Annotated in this window: 13 protein-coding genes; 3 read left to right on the top strand and 10 right to left on the bottom strand. The window is 58.7% G+C overall.

Translation table 11 applies throughout. The annotated features are described in order from the left end of the window. Positions 1-32: 32 nt before the first annotated feature. The 3 genes from F6V30_RS12975 to F6V30_RS17130 all read right to left on the bottom strand — a co-directional run bounded on the left by F6V30_RS12975 (position 33) and on the right by F6V30_RS17130 (position 1833). The gene (locus F6V30_RS12975; RefSeq protein ID WP_151157365.1) at positions 33-1079 is read right to left on the bottom strand and encodes an HD-GYP domain-containing protein; all 1047 of its coding nucleotides are present in this window, start codon (positions 1077-1079) and stop codon (positions 33-35) included. Further along, entirely contained in the window at positions 1072-1473 is a 402-nt protein-coding gene (locus tag F6V30_RS12970; RefSeq protein ID WP_151157364.1) for a hypothetical protein, read from the bottom strand. Before F6V30_RS12970 ends, F6V30_RS12975 begins: the two co-directional genes overlap by 8 nt. Positions 1474-1668: 195 nt before the next feature. Further along, a complete protein-coding gene (locus tag F6V30_RS17130; protein WP_191965688.1) occupies positions 1669-1833 on the bottom strand; it encodes a hypothetical protein in 165 nt (54 codons plus the stop codon). Here F6V30_RS17130 and F6V30_RS12965 point away from each other — a divergent pair. From F6V30_RS12965 to hisS, 3 genes are all read left to right on the top strand, one after another. After that, the gene (locus tag F6V30_RS12965) at positions 1760-4099 is read left to right on the top strand and encodes a DNA internalization-related competence protein ComEC/Rec2 (RefSeq protein WP_246163530.1); all 2340 of its coding nucleotides are present in this window, start codon (positions 1760-1762) and stop codon (positions 4097-4099) included. The two genes, F6V30_RS17130 and F6V30_RS12965, sit on opposite strands and share 74 nt — an antisense overlap. Before the next feature lie 93 nt (positions 4100-4192). Next, the gene (locus tag F6V30_RS12960; RefSeq protein ID WP_151157362.1) at positions 4193-5554 is read left to right on the top strand and encodes a GGDEF domain-containing response regulator; all 1362 of its coding nucleotides are present in this window, start codon (positions 4193-4195) and stop codon (positions 5552-5554) included. A gap of 43 nt (positions 5555-5597) precedes the next feature. After that, entirely contained in the window at positions 5598-6842 is a 1245-nt protein-coding gene (hisS, locus tag F6V30_RS12955) for a histidine--tRNA ligase (RefSeq protein ID WP_151157361.1), read from the top strand. A 37-nt stretch (positions 6843-6879) separates the two neighbouring features. Here hisS and F6V30_RS12950 read toward each other — a convergent pair whose 3' ends face one another. The 7 genes from F6V30_RS12950 to F6V30_RS12920 all read right to left on the bottom strand — a co-directional run bounded on the left by F6V30_RS12950 (position 6880) and on the right by F6V30_RS12920 (position 17433). After that, entirely contained in the window at positions 6880-7089 is a 210-nt protein-coding gene (locus tag F6V30_RS12950; RefSeq protein ID WP_151157360.1) for a hypothetical protein, read from the bottom strand. Between the two features lie 68 nt (positions 7090-7157). Beyond that, a complete protein-coding gene (locus tag F6V30_RS12945) occupies positions 7158-7439 on the bottom strand; it encodes a chorismate mutase (protein ID WP_151157359.1) in 282 nt (93 codons plus the stop codon). Positions 7440-7490: 51 nt separating this feature from the next. Continuing rightward, positions 7491-9092 carry an L-aspartate oxidase gene (gene nadB / locus F6V30_RS12940; protein WP_151157358.1) on the bottom strand — a complete coding sequence of 534 codons (1602 nt, stop codon included), beginning with the start codon at positions 9090-9092 and terminating at the stop codon, positions 7491-7493. A 176-nt stretch (positions 9093-9268) separates the two neighbouring features. Further along, positions 9269-11302, bottom strand: coding sequence for a bacteriohemerythrin (locus tag F6V30_RS12935; RefSeq protein WP_191965686.1), 2034 nt, complete (start codon positions 11300-11302; stop codon positions 9269-9271). A gap of 85 nt (positions 11303-11387) precedes the next feature. Beyond that, on the bottom strand, positions 11388-14015 hold the full coding sequence (gene clpB / locus F6V30_RS12930) for an ATP-dependent chaperone ClpB (RefSeq protein WP_151157356.1): 2628 nt from the start codon (positions 14013-14015) through the stop codon (positions 11388-11390). 93 nt (positions 14016-14108) lie between these two features. Next, positions 14109-15269 carry an HD-GYP domain-containing protein gene (locus F6V30_RS12925; RefSeq protein WP_151157355.1) on the bottom strand — a complete coding sequence of 387 codons (1161 nt, stop codon included), beginning with the start codon at positions 15267-15269 and terminating at the stop codon, positions 14109-14111. Beyond that, entirely contained in the window at positions 15259-17433 is a 2175-nt protein-coding gene (locus F6V30_RS12920; RefSeq protein WP_151157354.1) for a HEAT repeat domain-containing protein, read from the bottom strand. Before F6V30_RS12920 ends, F6V30_RS12925 begins: the two co-directional genes overlap by 11 nt. Between the last annotated feature and the right edge of the window lie 100 nt (positions 17434-17533).

The raw sequence follows: 17533 nt of genomic DNA, 5'->3' as shown, positions 1-17533 counted from the left end.
CCGTCCCCCTCTTTTCGTAAAATATCATGGAATCAGATGAACTTTTTGCCGGCGCATTCTTCCCACTGGCTGCGGGTCAAGGAGAGGAAGAGGTCGGCAATGTCGGGGTCGAACTGGCTGCCGCGGTAGGTGCGCACCTCGCTGCTCACGGCATCGAACGGGAGCGCCTTGCGGTAGGGACGGTCTGAAGTCATGGCATCCAGCGTGTCCACCACGGCAAAAATCCGCGAACCGATAGGAATCTGCTCACCCTTGAGCCCCTTGGGATACCCGGTGCCGTCAAAACGCTCGTGATGGGTGAGGATAACCTCTGCCGGACCTTTCAGAAAACCGATCTCGGATAAAATGGCATATCCCACCTCTGGATGGCGGCGCATTTCTACCCATTCGCCGTCATCCAGAGGACCCGGTTTGAGCAGGATATTGTCCGATATGCCGATCTTGCCGATGTCGTGCAGCAGAGCCCCCTTGGCCAACTGCTCGAGATCGTTTCCATGAATTCCCAGCTTGGCGGCCATGAGTGAGGTGTAGTTCATCACGCGCTCCGAATGGGAGCCGACCTCCTTTTCCCGGGCGTCCAGCGCCCTGACCAGGGCGGTCAGGGTATGGTCGTAAGCCTTGTGCAACTCATTCATGGTGCGGCGGATTTGCTCGGTCTGTTCCAAGACCTTGAACTCAAGGCTGATCTGGTAGTTTTTCCTTTCTATGGCAAGATTGCGTTTTTCTATGAGGTTTTTGACCGTCAGGAACACGCGGTTGATGCTGAACGGCTTGGATATATAGTCGTCCGCGCCGAGGTGGATGCACTCCAGGGCGGTGTTCATATCGGAGAGCCCCGTGACCATCAGGACCGCAATGTCGGCATCGACCTTTTTGATGTCCCTCAGCAGATCGACGCCGCTTCTGCCCGGCATCATGATGTCGGAGATAACCAGAACAATCGGATGTTCGCTCAGAATGGCGAACGCCTCATCCACATTGGATGCCAGATGGCAGACATAGCCTTCCTGGAGAAGCGCCGAGGCGAGCAGTTCTCTGATCATTTCCTCGTCATCGACAATCAGAATGTGTTCATTCATGAAAGGTCTCCGTTCGTTTCGCTCCGGGGGGTGGTTCTGATGTGCTCGGTAAGATCTGCGACAGTTCAAACGGGTTATACGGTTTCATGATAAAGTTCGGTCGTCCGATGGTCTCCATTTTCCGGGCTGTGCCTATCTTGAACGGTTGGCCGAAAAACGGTTCAGAAGCGGGGAACAACTCATGGAACCAGCCGAACGTCATGGAAGCGTCGAACTGGATAGCGGCCATCTGGCTGACGCTGCCGGATTCGATACAATGCAGGTTGGCCGTGGTAATGGCTTCGGTCGAGGTAAGCCGACGTCGCTGGCTGATCTCGGCACTCCGGCAGGAACGCCCCGGCTCGGCGGCAGCCAAGAACATCGATTTTGTGGAATGAGGCTGATCAGGGATCATGGATCCTCGGGACTTTCTTCGCACCGGTAGTATTCCCTTTTACATATCTACCATCCAATCGCGATGTTTTCAAGTGGGCGGCATAATATTGTATCTCTTGCGGTATTCTGGTATCGTTTTGACAGTGATCCCTGCGGTTATTGTCATGGGTGCCGGAAATTCTCTCTGGAGATGAACCGATGTGTTACCGCCCACCTACTGTCCCCCCTCCATGCTCCGGCGCCATCCGCTGCTGATACCCTTCTGGGCGATGGCTGCCGGCCTCTGCCTGGCGGATAGCCGGGCTATGGCCGTGCCGTTCAGCCTCCTGGCCGCTGTTTTCTGCTGTTTGCTGCTCAGTTGTCTGATAAAAACACCCATTGTATATCTCCTCTGCACTACAGCCTTTTTCTTTGCCTTGGGGCTCCATGCCCTGGGGCCTTACACAACTCCTGCCGTCCCGGCAAGCGATATACGCAATTTTGCCGCACGCACCCCGGCCATTGTGGAGGGGGTCATAGATTCACGGCCAACGGCCACCTCCCGTGGGAGCAGTTTTGTGCTGCGGGCTGAAGGGGTTTGCAGGGAAGGTGGCACCACGGTCCCTGCCTGTGGCAGATTGATGGTTTCTCTCGATGGGGGGGACGTCACCCTGGCACGGGGCGACCGGGTCCGGTGCGCCGCGCGAATCGCACTGCCGCATCGGCTCGGGCTTCCGGGGGAATTCGACTATGCGCGTTACCTGGCCTATCGGGAGGTGGCGGCTACGGGGCGGGTCGCGACACCGGACGGGATCATCCTGATTCGCGCCGCCGCCGAAGATTCGCTCCTGCGGCGTATGGATCTCATTGCGCGCCGTCTCGGCGATTTCATCAGGATTGCGGTCCCGGACCGGGAGCGGTCATCGGTTCTCATAGCCCTCCTGATCGGCGACCAGAAAGGTATCCCCGACGACCTGAACGATGCCTACACGCGGGCTGGCGTAAACCACATCCTCTCCATATCCGGGTTTCATGTGGGCATCGTTGCCTGGTTCATGGTCACGGCAGTCCTGTCCCTGGCAGCCCGTTCCGAATGCCTGGCACTCCGTTTCGACCTGCGTCGTATGGCGCTGCTGATCGCACTGCCGGTCATGCTGGCCTATCTCTTCCTGTCCGGCGCGGCACCTGCTACCTCCCGCTCGGTCATCATGTTGGCCGCCTTTGTCCTGGCGCTCCATGCCGAACGTGAAACCGATCCGCTCAATGCCTTGCTGCTGGCAGCCTTTCTCCTGGTCGTGCTTACGCCGCCATGCCTGTTCGATCTTTCCTTCCAGCTCTCTTTCCTGGCCCTGTGGGGCATCGTCATCGCCGTCCCGCCGGTCATGGAGCGCCTCGGAGGAGTGACGAGGGGCTGGCAGCGTAACCTCCTGCAGTTTGTCGCCGTATCCTGCGCTGCGTCGTGCGCCACCATGGTCCCGGTTTTATTCTATTTCGATCAAGCCTCGCTCAACGGCATTGTCTCAAATTTTCTGATTGTACCGATCCTTGGCTATGGCGCGGTGCTGACCGGCTCCAGCGCCCTGCCGTTCGTCTATCTCTTCCCGCCCGCGGCCCGGGTGCTCATGTGGTGTGCGGCGCAACTCACGGCGCTCTCCAACTGGCTGGTGGCTTTGTTCGCACGGCTTCCGCTCTTTTCCTTTCACGGCATTACCCGTCTGGACATGGCATGTTTTATCTGCTTCATGGTGTTGGTCACCTTCCTGCACCGTTCCCGAAGGGCGTTCGCACTCTGTGCCTTGCCCCCCCTGGTGGCGGTTGTGGCGCACCTGAACACCCCTGCCGCGGCTGACGGACGTCTGCACATCACCATGTTCAGCGTGGGGCAGGGGGAGTCGCTCCTGGTCCGTTCTCCCAACGGCGAGACCATGTTGGTGGATGGGGGAGGGTATCTGTACGACAACGGCCGTGACTTTGGCCGCCAGACCCTGGGGCCAGCCCTGTGGAAGCTCGGCGTGCGCAGAATCGACCGTTTGGTGTTGACCCACAGTCACCCCGACCATATGGGCGGCATGCCGTTCATTGTCCGCACCTTTCCGGTGCGTGAATTCTGGGAACCGGTTCAGGGCGGCGTCGGCGCCCAGTACGAGCAGTTGCAGGCAGTTCTGGCCGAGCGGGGCGTTCCGAGCCGACGTCTGGCCGCCGGCGATACATTCGTCTTTGGCGACGGCATCGAACTGACGGTGCTCTCTCCGCCGCGCGGCGCTCTTACCCGGCGGCCGTCCGATGACGAGATGGGAATGAACGATGAGTCGTTGGTTTTTCGACTCCGTTTTCGCTCGTTCAGCATGCTCTTCACCGGCGATGCCGGTTTCCCTGCCGAGGAGCGAATGCTGGCGGACAAGGGCAATTTTGCCTCCACCGTACTCAAAGCGGGACATCACGGCAGCCGCTACTCCACGTCGGAGATGCTGCTCGACAAGGTCTCACCATCCGTGGCCCTGATCTCGGCCGGGCGGGGCAACAGTTTCGGACTGCCGGCCCGGCAGACTCTGGATCGCCTGGGGCGGCGCGGCATCCATGCCTGGCGTACGGACCGGGACGGCACCATAGAATTGACCAGCGACGGCGACGGGTGGAGCGTAAAAGCCCCCTATGGTACGGAGTAATTGTGCCGCAACAGGATAAAGCAATTTGACATGGCTTGCGTAAATGCGGTAAAGAGATACTAACAGCATTTTACGCATCCACGGGCCCACTTCATGGAAAGAATCCTTATTATAGAAGACGACCGTTTCTTTCGCGAGACCTTCTCCGACTTGTTGCAGAAGGAAGGGTATGACGTGGATTGCGCCTGCGGCGGCGGCGAAGGGTTCGAGATGCTTGCCGGGAAACACTACGATCTGGTGATCACCGACCTGATCATGCCGGAGGTTGACGGCATGGAGGTACTGTCCCGCGTCAAGGGCTCCACCCCCGATATCGACGTTATCATGGTGACCGGCAACACCGACCTGGAATCGGCCATTTTTGCCCTGAAACACGGCGCACGGGATTATCTGCTCAAGCCGGTCAATCCCGACGAGTTTCGTCACTCCGTCGCCCTGTGCATACAGCAGCGCAGGCTTTTGAACGAAAACGAAGAGCTCAAGAAGATGGTGAGCCTGTTTCAAGTCAGCCAGACCATCGCCAGCTGCCTTGAGTTGGAGCGGATCTACCATCTCATGGTCGAGGCGGTGGCGCGCGAGGTCGGCGTTGGCCGCTATCTTGGTTTTTTTCAGGCCGACAATCAGCTTGAACTGAAAGAGATGCGCGGGCTTACCTCCGATAGCGCCGAGCATTACCGCACGATTGTCCAGGCCGCGCTCCCCGAAAAACTGCCGACAAGCCACCAGATCGACATGCTCGCGCTTCCTGGCGAGGCCGACAATGAGATCGAGGAGGCCTGCCTGATATATGTCTGCAACCGGGGAATGCTCCACGGGGTAATCGTACTGTTCAATGAACCGGGACATCGGCTGCCCGATATCCAACGTGAGCGGAAAAACATCCTTTTCCTCCTGGAGCAGTCTTCACAGGCCTTCGAGAATGCCGAAACCTATTCCCGGGCCAAAGACATGCTCTTCATCGACGACCTGAGCGGCCTGTTCAACCACCGCTACCTGGAGGTCGCCCTCAATCAGGAGTTGAAACGGGTCGAGCGCTACTCGTCGCATCTTGCCGTTCTGTTTCTTGATATCGACTCCTTCAAGAGCGTCAACGACACCTATGGCCATCTGGTCGGAAGTCAGGTGCTGCGGGAAATGGGCGCCCTGACGCAAAAAACGGTGCGTGAGGTCGATGTGGTGATCCGTTACGGCGGCGACGAGTTCACGATCATTTTGGTGGAGACCGGATGCGATATCGCCCTCCTGGTGGCCGAACGTATTCGGAAACGGATCGAATCCCATGTATTCCTTGCACCGGAAGGCTACAATATCCGCCTGACCTGTAGCATCGGTTACGCCTGTTGCCCCGATGATACCCTGTCCAAGTATGAACTTCTGGAAATGGCCGACAAGGCCATGTACTCCAGCAAGTCCAGCGGCAAGAACTGCGTCAGCCATTTTTCATTCACTTCCTGAACCATTTTCATCATACGTTTATCTCACTAAACCGAGGATACCCATGTCCATTACGGCAATCAAAGGATTTAACGACATCCTTCCGACAGAATCGGAGCGATGGCAGTATATAGAACGGGCCGCGCGCCGCGTTTTCGAACTGAACGGTTTTTCCGAAATACGCGTGCCGATCATGGAGAAGACCGAGCTGTTCTGCCGCTCCATCGGTGACGCCACGGACATCGTCGAAAAGGAGATGTACACCTTTACCGACAAGGGGGATAACAGCATTACCTTGCGCCCCGAGGGAACGGCCAGCGTCATGCGGGCCTTTATCGAGCACAAGCTCTATGCCCAGGACCCCGTGGCCAAGCTGTACTATTTGGGCCCCATGTTCCGTTACGAACGCCCGCAAAAAGGGCGCTACCGCCAATTCCACCAGATCGGCGCCGAGATCACCGGCGTCAACGCTCCCCTGGCCGATGCCCAGGTGCTGAACATGCTGGTTCAATTCTTCCGGGAGATCGGCCTGGACGAACCGTCCCTGCAGATAAACTCCCTGGGGTGCCCCGAATGCCGGCCCGCTTACCGTGCGGCGCTGGTGGCATTCCTTGAGGAGCGTCTGGACCGTCTCTGCGAGGATTGCAAGCGGCGCTTCACCACCAACCCGCTGCGCACCCTGGATTGCAAGGTGCCGGGTTGCGTCGAGGCCACGGCCGGCGCGCCTTCCATGCTGGATCATCTCTGCGGCGATTGCTCCGACCACTTCGCCAGCGTCAAACGCTACCTGGACTCCACCGCCACCCCCTACAACATCAACCCCCGCATGGTCCGCGGCCTGGATTACTATACCCGCACCACCTTCGAACTGGTGACCAGCCTGTTGGGGTCCCAATCGGCCGTGGCGGCGGGCGGGCGTTACGACGGTCTGATCTCCGACTTGGGCGGGCCGGCCATCCCCGGCATCGGCTTTGCCATCGGATTCGAACGTGTGGCCCTGCTCCTGGGAGACAAGGATTTTTCCCGCCAGCCGGACCTGTTCATTGCCACCATGGGGGCCGGGGAGCGTGATTTTGCCTTCCGGCTGATGCATGAACTGCTGCGGTCGGGGGTGCGGGTCGAGATGGATTACGAAGGCAAGAGCCTGAAGAGCCAGATGCGACGCGCCGATAAGCTGGGCGCGCGTTACAGCGTGGTTATCGGCGAGAACGAGGTTACTTCAGGCAAGGCAGCTTTCAAGCGGATGGAGGATGGGGAGCAGATGGAGGCTCCTCTGAAATGCGCTGATATCGTGAATATGGTGGCATAACGAAACGGCGGGGTGACCCGCCGTTTTTATTTCCGTTTTAATCGTCCTTCTTGATCCGCACCACCTGGCTTACCCCCGGCATGGCCTCGATTTCGTGATCGTTCAGGGTATCCGTATCGCCGATGACGCCGATGATCGTCCGGTTGGCCCCGGTTGATTGATGAATATCGAAGTCGCGGGTGATAAGATATTCCTTTATCCGGTCAAGGGTGTCGTCAGGCGCGTGTTTTTTCATTATAATCAGCATGGTAAACTAACTCCTTTCACTCATTGCTTTAAACATGGCTTCCGCACCGCGCATCTGCGGCGAAGCGGTCAAGCCTCCTCTTCCTGATGCGACATGATGCGTTCCAGACGGCGCGATTCATCCACGACCCTCTCGAAAAGCCTCACAATTGCCCCATCGTCAAGGGGGCCGGGGTTCTCGTCCTTCATGCGGGCGAAGATGCGTTTTTCGCGATTCGGATCAAAGACCGGCAGACTCAGTCCCTTCTTGAGGTGCCCGATCTCCAGGGCGAGGCGGGCACGCTCGTTGAAGATGCGCAGCAATACATCGTCCAACAGGTCTATCCTTGTGCGAATTTCATTGATATCCAATGGTTTCTCCCCAGTACCGAAGAATAAGAGACATTTCTGTTCGGCAAGAAATCAGAATTGCTTCTTGATGAACGAATCCTTTTTGCCATTGACATCATCCCGCTCCGGATAGTCGATATTGTAATGCAGGCCGCGGGATTCCTTGCGCATCTGGGCGCAGGTCACGATCAACTCGGCGACAGTAGCGATATTGCGCAGCTCGATCAGGTCCGAAGTGACAATGAAATTCCAGTAGTACTCCTCGATCTCGTCCTGGATCAGTTTGATGCGCCGCATGGCCCGTTCCAACCGTTTGTCGGAACGGACGATCCCCACATAGTTCCACATACTGCGCCGGATCTCGTCCCAGTTTTGGGAGACCACGACCATCTCGTCGCTGTTCGTGGCGGTGCCCGAGTCCCATCTCGGCAACTCCGGGTGACCGTTGGGCAGTTTTTTCACCGCCTGGATGGCATGGCGATAGGCCTTGCCGGCATAGACAGCCGCTTCCAGCAGTGAATTGCTGGCCAGGCGGTTTGCTCCGTGCAGCCCGCTGCAGGCGGCCTCTCCGATGGCGTACAACCCGGGGATATCGGTCTGCGCGTCGGTGTTGACCGCCACCCCGCCGCACAGGTAGTGAGCCGCGGGCACCACCGGCAGCCATTCCTTGGTCATGTCCAGCCCGAATTCCATGCAGGTTTGGTAAATATTGGGGAAACGGCTGCGCACGAAGTCCGCCGGTTCGTGGGTGATATCCAGGAAAACGCAATCGTCGCCGCTGATCTTCATTTCGTGATCGATGGCGCGGGCCACAATATCCCGGGGCGCAAGGTCCTTGAGCTTATGGTATTTTTCCATAAAAGCCGTGCCGTCCCGGCGCCGCAGGATGGCCCCTTCGCCGCGCACCGCCTCGGAGATCAGAAACGACTTGGCCAGGGGGTGGAAAAGGGTGGTGGGATGAAACTGCATGAACTCCATATTCGCGATGGTAGCGCCGGCCCGGTAGGCCATGGCCACGCCGTCGCCCGACGCCACGTCGGGGTTGCAGGTGTAAAGGTAGACCTTGCCGGCTCCGCCGCTTGCCAGCAGGGTGATCTTGGATGAAAAGGTCTTTACCTCGCCGGCGGTAATATCCAGGGCATAGGCCCCCAGACAGCGGTTCTGTTCCACGGGGCGGCGTTCGACCTTGGCTTGGGTGATCAGGTCGACGGCGATGTGATTTTCGTACACTCTGACATTGGGGTGCTGGCGGACCGCCTCCACCAGGGCCCGCTCTATTTCGCGGCCGGTGATATCTTCCGCGTGCAGGATGCGGCGGGCGCTGTGGCCGCCTTCGCGGGTCAGGTCGTAGGCTTGGCTACCGCTGCCGGTGGTGAATTTGACGCCCCATTCGATCAGATTGCGGATCGTCTGGGGGCCTTCCTCGACCACCATACGCACCACATCCTCATGGCAGATGCCGGCCCCCGCCACCAAGGTGTCGTTCACATGGGCGTCAAAGGAGTCCTCGGTGGAAAAAACCGAGGCAATACCTCCCTGGGCATACTTTGTGGCAGATTCGGAAATGTCACGTTTGGTTACAAGGACGACGCTGCCATGGTCGGCAGCCTGGAGGGCAAAAGAGAGTCCGGCAATACCGCTGCCGATGACGAGAAAATCACTTTCGATAAGCATAACGCACTGTCCCTTCTGGTTTGTATACGCGAAATTTTTGAATTATTCTCCTGTGGGGAAACTTTGTCAAGCGGAGAGGGGCCGAACAATAAAAATGGGTGCAACGAACAAAGCCGTACCTGGGTGAGCAGGTACGGCTTTGTTCCCGTGGCGGTATCTCTTTGAACGCTGATCTTTTATTTGAGCCCTTTCTTGTTCAGATGGGGACCGTAACGCTTGTCGAGTCCCTGGATGTGGTTGACCAGCCAGCTTTTCAGAAAACTCATGACCTCCTGGCTCAGGGCTGTACCGGCCCGGTACTTGTTTTGAATATCCGCGACCTGTTGCACCAGGGCTTCATGGGCGCGTTTTTGCTCATCGTAACCGGCGTATCCCGCGTCCTGCATCAGGCGCTCCTCGTGGGCAAAGTGGGTTTTGGTGTAGGCAACCAGTTCGTCCAGAATGGTGCCGATGGCATCCAGGCCCCGGCCGGAGCGCATGGCGCCATACAGGTTGTTGATGATTTCGATCAGACGTTGGTGTTCCTTGTCCATGACGGGGACATTGACGCTGTAGCTGGCGCTCCAGTTGATCAATTTGTCGGATGCGGCAAGCTTGAATTGTCCCACCAGCCGTTGCAGCTCGTCCGAAAGCCGGGAAAGCTGTTGCGCGGTGGTGGAGGTGTTGCGGGCACCTTCCACCGTATTTTGGGCCACATTGGTGATCTGGTGGATATTGGTGCTGATTTCGCCGGTCGTGGCGGTCTGCTCTTCTGCGGCCGTTGCGATCTGTTGCACCTGTAGATTGACCGCATTGATCTCGTCCTGGATCTTCCGTAACGCTTCGCCCGAACGGGCCGCCTCTTCGGTTCCCTGCTCGACTTCGGCAACCCCCTCTTCCATGGCGGATACGGCGGTCTTGGTCTCCTGCTGGATGGCCTTGATCATTTGCCCTATCTCCCGGGTGGCCTTGGTCGTCCGTTCCGCCAGGGCGCGCACTTCATCGGCCACAACGGCGAACCCGCGTCCCTGTTCCCCTGCCCGGGCGGCCTCGATGGCTGCGTTGAGCGCCAGAAGGTTGGTTTGATCGGCAATATCCTCGATGGTGCCGACAATCGCACCGATCTCGTCGGAACGTTTTCCCAGGGCTTCAACGGTTGTGGCCGAAGACTGGACACGCTCGGCGATGCGGTGCATGACGGAGATCGAATTTTCCACCACACCGGCGCCGTGGTCGGCAGCCTTATTGGCACGCTGGGCGCTTTCCGCCGCAAGTTGGCAGTTCTGGGCAATGTCTCCCGATGTTGCCGACATCTCCTCGCTTGCGGTTGCAACACCTATGGACTGAGCGGCAACCTCTTCCGCACCGAAGGCCATCTTTTCCGAATCGGATTGCATCTCCGACGAGGAGTTCGAAATCTGGGTCGACGAATCGGCCAAGGTGCCGATCATCTCCCGCAGGCTATTGACCATCTTTTCGAAAGAACGCGCCAGTTGGCCGACCTCGTCCTCGGAATCGATCCGGACCTGGACCCCCAGGTCCCCCGTGGCGACAAGCTCGGCATCGGACGCCAGGCGGCGCAGCGGTGCGCAGATCACCCTGACGGTGACCAAAGCGAGCACGACGCCGACGATCAACCCGAACATGACGAGCATGATGATCCAGGTGCGCGTCATGGAAGCCAGCTGATGCACCTGTTTGACGCCGTTATCGGCCTTCTTCTGGTTGTAAACCTGCTGATCGCCCAGGAGCTTATTTGCCTGATCGTACAGCTTCTTGCCCTCGCCACGGGTCTGTTTCTGTGCTTCCTCGAGGTTACCGGCCCTGATCAGGTCCAGCGCCTTATTGGCGGAAGCCGCATATGCCTGCCACACCGAGTCGAAGGTGGCAATCTGTTTCTTTTCCTCATCGGTCAGGTTAAGCTTGACATAGCTTTCCCGTGTTGTTTTCAACTCGTCCTGCATCTTGACCATGCGGTCGCTGTAACGTTTGAAGTCCTCTTCCGTATTCGGCAGGTAAAACTGCAACTCGGAGCGCCGATAGGTGTCCACGGTGTTCCGCATCTTTGCCAACTGCGACACGCTGGGCATGAAATTCTGCCCCATGTCGTCGGCCACCCCGGTCACGCTGGAAAGTCTTACAATGGACAGGATGCCGACGAGGATCATTAAGACCAGGATCGTGGCGACCGTTCCGAGGATTTTGGTGCCGACACTGACATTTTTGAACATAGGTGCAGTTCCTCCCGGTGACTCGAGTAAAAACATTTCGACGAATTGTATAACCTTTTTTAAAAATATCAAATCAAATCGGGATTTATGGTGTGGTATGCATTTCAGCTTCTCCGCTGACATCCAGGGCGCCATCCTTGACCTGCACCCGCAGTTTGCTTCCCTCCGCCACATTACCGGCAATGATGGCGCGCGCCACCCGCGTCTCCAGCTCCCGCTGCAGGTAGCGTTTGAGCGGCCGGGCGCCGTAGACCGGGTCATAGCCGGCCCGGGCGATAAAGCGTTTGGCCTCGTCGGTAATTTCAAGGGTTATGTGGCGATCCTTCAGTCGTTCCTTCAATTGCTCCGCCAGGAGGTCGGCGATGCGCACCACCTCATCAAGATGTAACGGCTTGAAGAGTACGATGTCGTCAACCCGGTTCAGGAACTCGGGGCGGAAGCTGGCCCGCAGTTCGTTCATGACCGCCTTGCGGGCATCCTCCCGAATCTCGCCGTCGGCGGTGATACCCTCCAGCAGATGGGGGGCACCGATGTTCGAGGTCATGATGATAACCGTATTCTTGAAGCTGACCATGCGTCCGTGGCTGTCGGTGACCCGGCCATCGTCCAGAATCTGCAGCAGGATATTGAAGACGTCGGGGTGGGCCTTCTCGATCTCGTCGAACAGGAGAACGCTGTAAGGCTTGCGCCGGACCGCCTCGCTCAACTGCCCCCCCTCCTCGTACCCCACATAGCCGGGAGGCGCGCCGATGAGACGCGACACGGCAAATTTCTCCATGTATTCCGACATGTCGATACGCACCATGTTCTCTTCCGAGTCGAACAGGGCGGCGGCCAGGGTGCGGGCAAGCTCGGTCTTGCCGACCCCCGTGGGCCCCAGGAAGATGAACGAACCGATGGGACGCCGCGGGTCCTTGATGCCCGAACGGGCGCGCAGCACGGCATCCGTCACCAGGCGTACCGCTTCGTCCTGTCCCACTACCCGCTGATGCAGGATGTCCTCCAGGCGCAGCAGCTTTTCCCGTTCCCCCTCCACCAGTCTCGTGACCGGGATACCGGTCCAGTGGGCCACGATCTCGGCAATTTCGTCTTCGGTGACCTCCTCCCTCAGCAGTTTCTCCCCGCCCTGTTTTTCGCTCAGGGCTGCCTCTTCGTTCTTCAGAGCGGTTTCCAACCCCGGCAGCTCGGAATATTTGAGCTTGGAGGCCTGTTCCAGATTGTAGGTACGCTCGGCCTGCTCAATGTCGCGGCGGGTCTTCTCGATCTGCTCCCGCAGCCCCTGAATGCGCTGGATAGCTAACTTTTCCGTGTCGTAGCGGGCCCGCATGCCAGAGGCCTTCTCCCGGTCAGAGGCCAGCTCCTTGCGAAGCGCCTCCAGCCGCTCCCGGCTGGCCGGGTCCTTCTCCTGTTTCAGGGCCTGCTCCTCGATTTCCAACTGCATGACCCTTCGGGATATGGTATCCAGTTCGGAGGGAAGCGAGTCGATCTCGGTACGGAGCATGGCGCAGGCCTCGTCCACGAGATCGATAGCCTTGTCCGGCAGGAACCGTTCGGTGATGTAGCGGTTGGAGAGGGTAGCGGCCGCCACCAGGGCGTTGTCCTGGATCTTTACCCCGTGGTGCACCTCGAATCGTTCCCTGAGCCCCCGCAGGATGGAGACCGTGTCCTCCACCGAGGGCTGCTCCACCAGGACCGGCTGGAACCGGCGCTCCAGGGCGGCATCCTTCTCGATATGCTGACGGTACTCGTCAAGGGTCGTAGCGCCGATGCAGTGCAACTCCCCCCTGGCCAGCATCGGTTTCAGCATGTTGCCGGCGTCCATGGCGCCTTCGGCCTTGCCGGCCCCCACGATGGTGTGCAACTCGTCGATAAAGAGGATGATGCCTCCCTCGGCCTCCTTGACCTCGTTCAGGACCGCCTTGAGGCGTTCCTCGAATTCGCCGCGGTATTTGGCCCCGGCCACGAGCGACCCCATATCCAGGGCAAAGACCGTCTTGTCCCTGAGCCCCTCGGGCACGTCGCCCCGCACGATACGCTGGGCCAATCCCTCCACGATGGCGGTCTTGCCGACTCCCGGCTCGCCGATCAGCACCGGGTTGTTCTTGGTCTTGCGCGACAGGATACGGATTACCCGACGGATGTCCTCATCCCGGCCGATGACCGGATCGAGCTTGTCGCTCCTGGCCATCTTGACCAGATCGCGGCCATACTTTTCCAGGGCCTCGTAACTGGCCTCCGGGTTGGCGGAGGTCACCCGCTGGTTGCCGCGCACGTCGGTCAGGGTTTTGAGAAATTTTTCCCGATCGATGCCGGCCTGCTTGAGTATCCGGCCGGACGGGAATTTGTCCCCTTCCCCCAGAAGCGCCATGAAGAGGTGCTCTACCGAGACATACTCGTCCTTGAGCCGCTTGGCCTCGTTCTCGCCGGCAACCAGGATGCGCGACAGCCGCTGGGAGACGTAGATTTTGCCCGGTTCCGCTCCGGGGCCCGAGACGTGCGGGCGGCGGTCCAGTTCCGCCTCAACCTCCTTTTTGATCGTTTCGGGGCGGACATCCATCCGGGTCAGCAGGCGGGGCACCAGACCATCCGGTTGTTCCAATAATGCCCAGAGCAGGTGTTCGCCGTCCACCTCCACATGGCCGCTGGTTACCGCCTTGTTCTGGGCCTCTGCAAAGGCTTCCTGGGATTTTTGCGTCAAACGGTTGAAGTCCATGATTCGTTCCTTCGGATAAAAATGGAATGTGCTGCTCTCTACATAGTTTAGGTAAGCATGGAAGCGGGGAATGTCAAGAAGGGGAGGGGGAGATTACGAGGAACGACGCGCGTCAACCATGCGCTTGAGTATGTTCAGAAAATTTCGGGCCAGGAGGGGGTGAAAATCGCTCCCGGATCTGTCCACGATCTGGCCGACGATGGTCCGCAGGTCAACCGGGGCGCGGTACGGGCGCCGGGTCCGCATGGCATCGAAGAAATCGGAGATCATGGTGATCTGGCTGCATAGATTGAGGCGTCCCCCTTCTGGCGCGGCGGGATAGCCGGATAAATCGTATTTCATATGATGCTCGTAGGCGGTCACCACCGCCAGGCGGGGAACGCCGGGAACTTCCAGGAGATGCCGGGCGCCCTGCACCGGGTGTTCCTCCAACAGTTTGAACTCCTGGGGGGTCAGTTTGCCGCTCTTGATGAGAATCTCCTCGGGAATGAGGAGTTTGCCGATATCGTGCAGCATGGCGGCAATGCCGATATCGTGCAGCATCTGTCCCTCGATGCCCAGGGAGATGGCCTGGGCCAGATTGAGAATGCAGACATTGGCGGAATGGGTGAAGGTATACTCCTCGTCGCTGCGCATGGTTGCCATGACCAGACGGGATTCGCCCTCCTGCCGGAAGGCGGTGATAAAACCGGACACGATCTCGACGATACCGGTCACCTTCATCTTCTGCTTCTTTTTCAGCGCCCCGTAGATCTCTGTGAAACGGGCCAACTCTTCAGCCGGCATGTCCTTCAGGGGAATTGGGCCCTGAGCGCCGTCTCCGTCGGGCGAAACGGCATATCCGCCGCCGCTCCCCTCGCTGAGTGCCACTTGGCCGAAACGGATATGTTCGCTGGAGGTTAAAGCAGCCCGCCCCATTTCCTGACTGGCTAAAGCAGCGATGAGGGCGGTGATCTCCTCGCGGTCAAGCCCCTCGATGAATTTTACATGACCGATCCCCCTGGATTTGAGCACCTCGGCGAATCGGTTCATAGAGAGGCTGAAGGAGGGCGGTTCGCCGTTGATAATCAGCTCATCCTCGATAACCGTGAGTGATATCTGCCGGGAGATGCCAAGGGCCGCGCTGATGCCTTTAAAGGCCGATTCGGCCAGACGGGCCACCTGAGGATGCCCCATGGTGTAGAGCGCGGCATTGGCGGTTGCCGAGAGTAGCGAGCGGATGGATTCCTGTATGATGAGGCTTTCACTGTCCATCGGATTTCATCCTGACGGTCCGTAGGGACTCTTCGGCCTGCCGGGCCAATTCGTCGCTCCCCCTGGCGATATTTTCCAGGATCGGCAGGACGCTGGGAGGGGGATACGCTTCAAGGGAACGGACGATATCGAGCTTGAGGCGGGTGAGCGCCTTGGCCCGGATCAGGTTCACGGAGCCCAGAAACTTGAGTAATTCGGGGAGGGCCTCCTCCCGCCCCATCTCCTTCAGGGAGGCAATGGCGGTACTTTTCAGCTCGATATCCAGTTGCGAAAGACCGCTTTTGGCGACAATTGCCAAAAGTTTCCTGCAGACATCCGGGGAGCGGCTCTTCTCGGCCATGCCGATGGCCGCAAGCCGGACCTCCTTGTCGTTGCTCTCCAGGTCCCGCAGTAGCTGGCGTTCCGCAACCGGATCGTTATAGGAGAGCAGGGTGCGCAGGGCATCCTGCCGGACCTTGGGATTCCTGTTCATAACCAAGGGCCTGATGTGGGGAACGATTTCGGGATCGTCCAGGGAACGCAGCATGATGAGCAAATTGCGCAGATAATACCAGCGCTGGTCGTCGAGGCGCACCAGGATCGACTCCTTGGCGGCAGGGCCGAATTCCAGGAGGCAATCCATCATGAAACGCCGCAACGACATGTTTTCTTCCTCGGCCAGACTATCCAGAAGCGGTCCGATGAACGGGGTTCCGATCGTTTCGACCAATAGGCGGATGTCCTCGAAGCGGCTTTTGCCCCAGGTGGTAAGGCCATTGAGGACCTCCTCCAGGAAGTCGCGGCGGCAAAATCGTTCCGCGAGGTGTTCCCTGAATGCCGAGGGAAGGGTTGGGGAGTTTGCCTGTTCAATGATCCTGAGCAGTTGGTGGTAATCGCCGGTCTGGAGCAGATAACCGCACATATCCCCCAGGTTCTGGGCGAGGCTCTCCGTTTCCGCCGGGTCGTCCGCGGCAGTCACGAGGCGCAGGATGATCTGGCCGACGCAGTTCTCCAGCCAACCGGCCTGCATGGTTTCCCGCAAGAGGCAGAGTTCCTGGCGGGGGGATGGGAAGGCCACGCCGGAAGAGGAACGTGGCAGAGCCGTCACCCCGTCGTTCTGGAATTTATGTTCCTCCGCAGCATGTTCGCTGAAGACGATGTGTAATTTTTCCTGCGCATTTGGGGAAAAGGGCAGCGAATCGTGAGCCCCGCTCGCCGAGTGCAGGGACAACCGTTGCAGGAGCGCCATGATTGCCGGCGAAACCGAGACCCTGTTGCTGCCGATATCGTCCAGAATTCCTGCAATCACATGGTCTGGCATGTGCCCGAGGATGTCTTCGAGTGCCGAGGGGGTGCCCCATGCGCCGATATCGAAGGATTTGGATAGGAATGTACGGCGGAGGCCGGGGTCCAGGTCTGCCACAAAGGCTGCAATCCGGCTGCCGGGAATGCCCAGGTTGGTGTTATCTTCCCGGTCCCCCTCTTCCGGTTCGATCAGGTCGGCGAAGACGTCGATGTACTCGTCATCCTCGCCGGCGCCCGATTCGCGGTACCGGCGGTTCAAGGCCTGGGCCAGCAGTTTCGGGTCAATCCCGGCCGCATCGTCTGCCGCGTCGAAGCCGAGCGAGCCTCCCAACAATCCGCGGGCAAACTGTTCCCAAAGCCCTGCGCCGGATGGCTCCATCTTCAAGGAGCCGGCCAGAGCATCATCCTCGGTAGCGCTGAACAGGTCATAGCGGATGGCGCGCATGTCAAGGGCGGTGATGTGCGACTGCTCCCAGACCTTTCCGATTCCCCCCCGAGCGCTGAGTTCCTCCCGCTTGAGCCCCAGAATCAGGTTAAAGCTCCTGAGTTCTTCGACGTTCAGGCCCTTGTGGAAGATCAAGGCGCCGATGCCGTGTTCGAAAAGCGCGCCGGCAAAATCGCGAAAGACAAGATTCGATTTGTCGAGGGGGGCGTTTTCCACCACCAGGGCATTTTTTGCGGCGGCAACGACGATTTCGTCATGCGCCGTCATTAATTGTGCATACAGAGCAACCACCTTGTTCAAGGAGGCGTTGATGACAGGGTGCCCAGCGGGATAGGACTTGAAATAGCGGAGCGAGATATTGAGCTCGATGATCAGGGACGCCAGAAGCTTGGTATCGATAGCGCGTGCCGGTATGCCCAGGGGGTGCTTATTCATGAGGACCGTAGAAGATGGTTAGTGAAATGTGTACTCATTTATAGAACTATACCCGAAATAAGCCGACAATTGAATTGTATTTTAATAGTTGGCAATATAT

The sequence above is a fragment of the Oryzomonas sagensis genome (genome assembly GCF_008802355.1).
GTDB lineage: Bacteria > Desulfobacterota > Desulfuromonadia > Geobacterales > Pseudopelobacteraceae > Oryzomonas > Oryzomonas sagensis.
The sequence above is the reverse complement of the archived record's forward strand: the minus strand, read 5'-3'. Positions and strand labels throughout refer to the sequence as shown.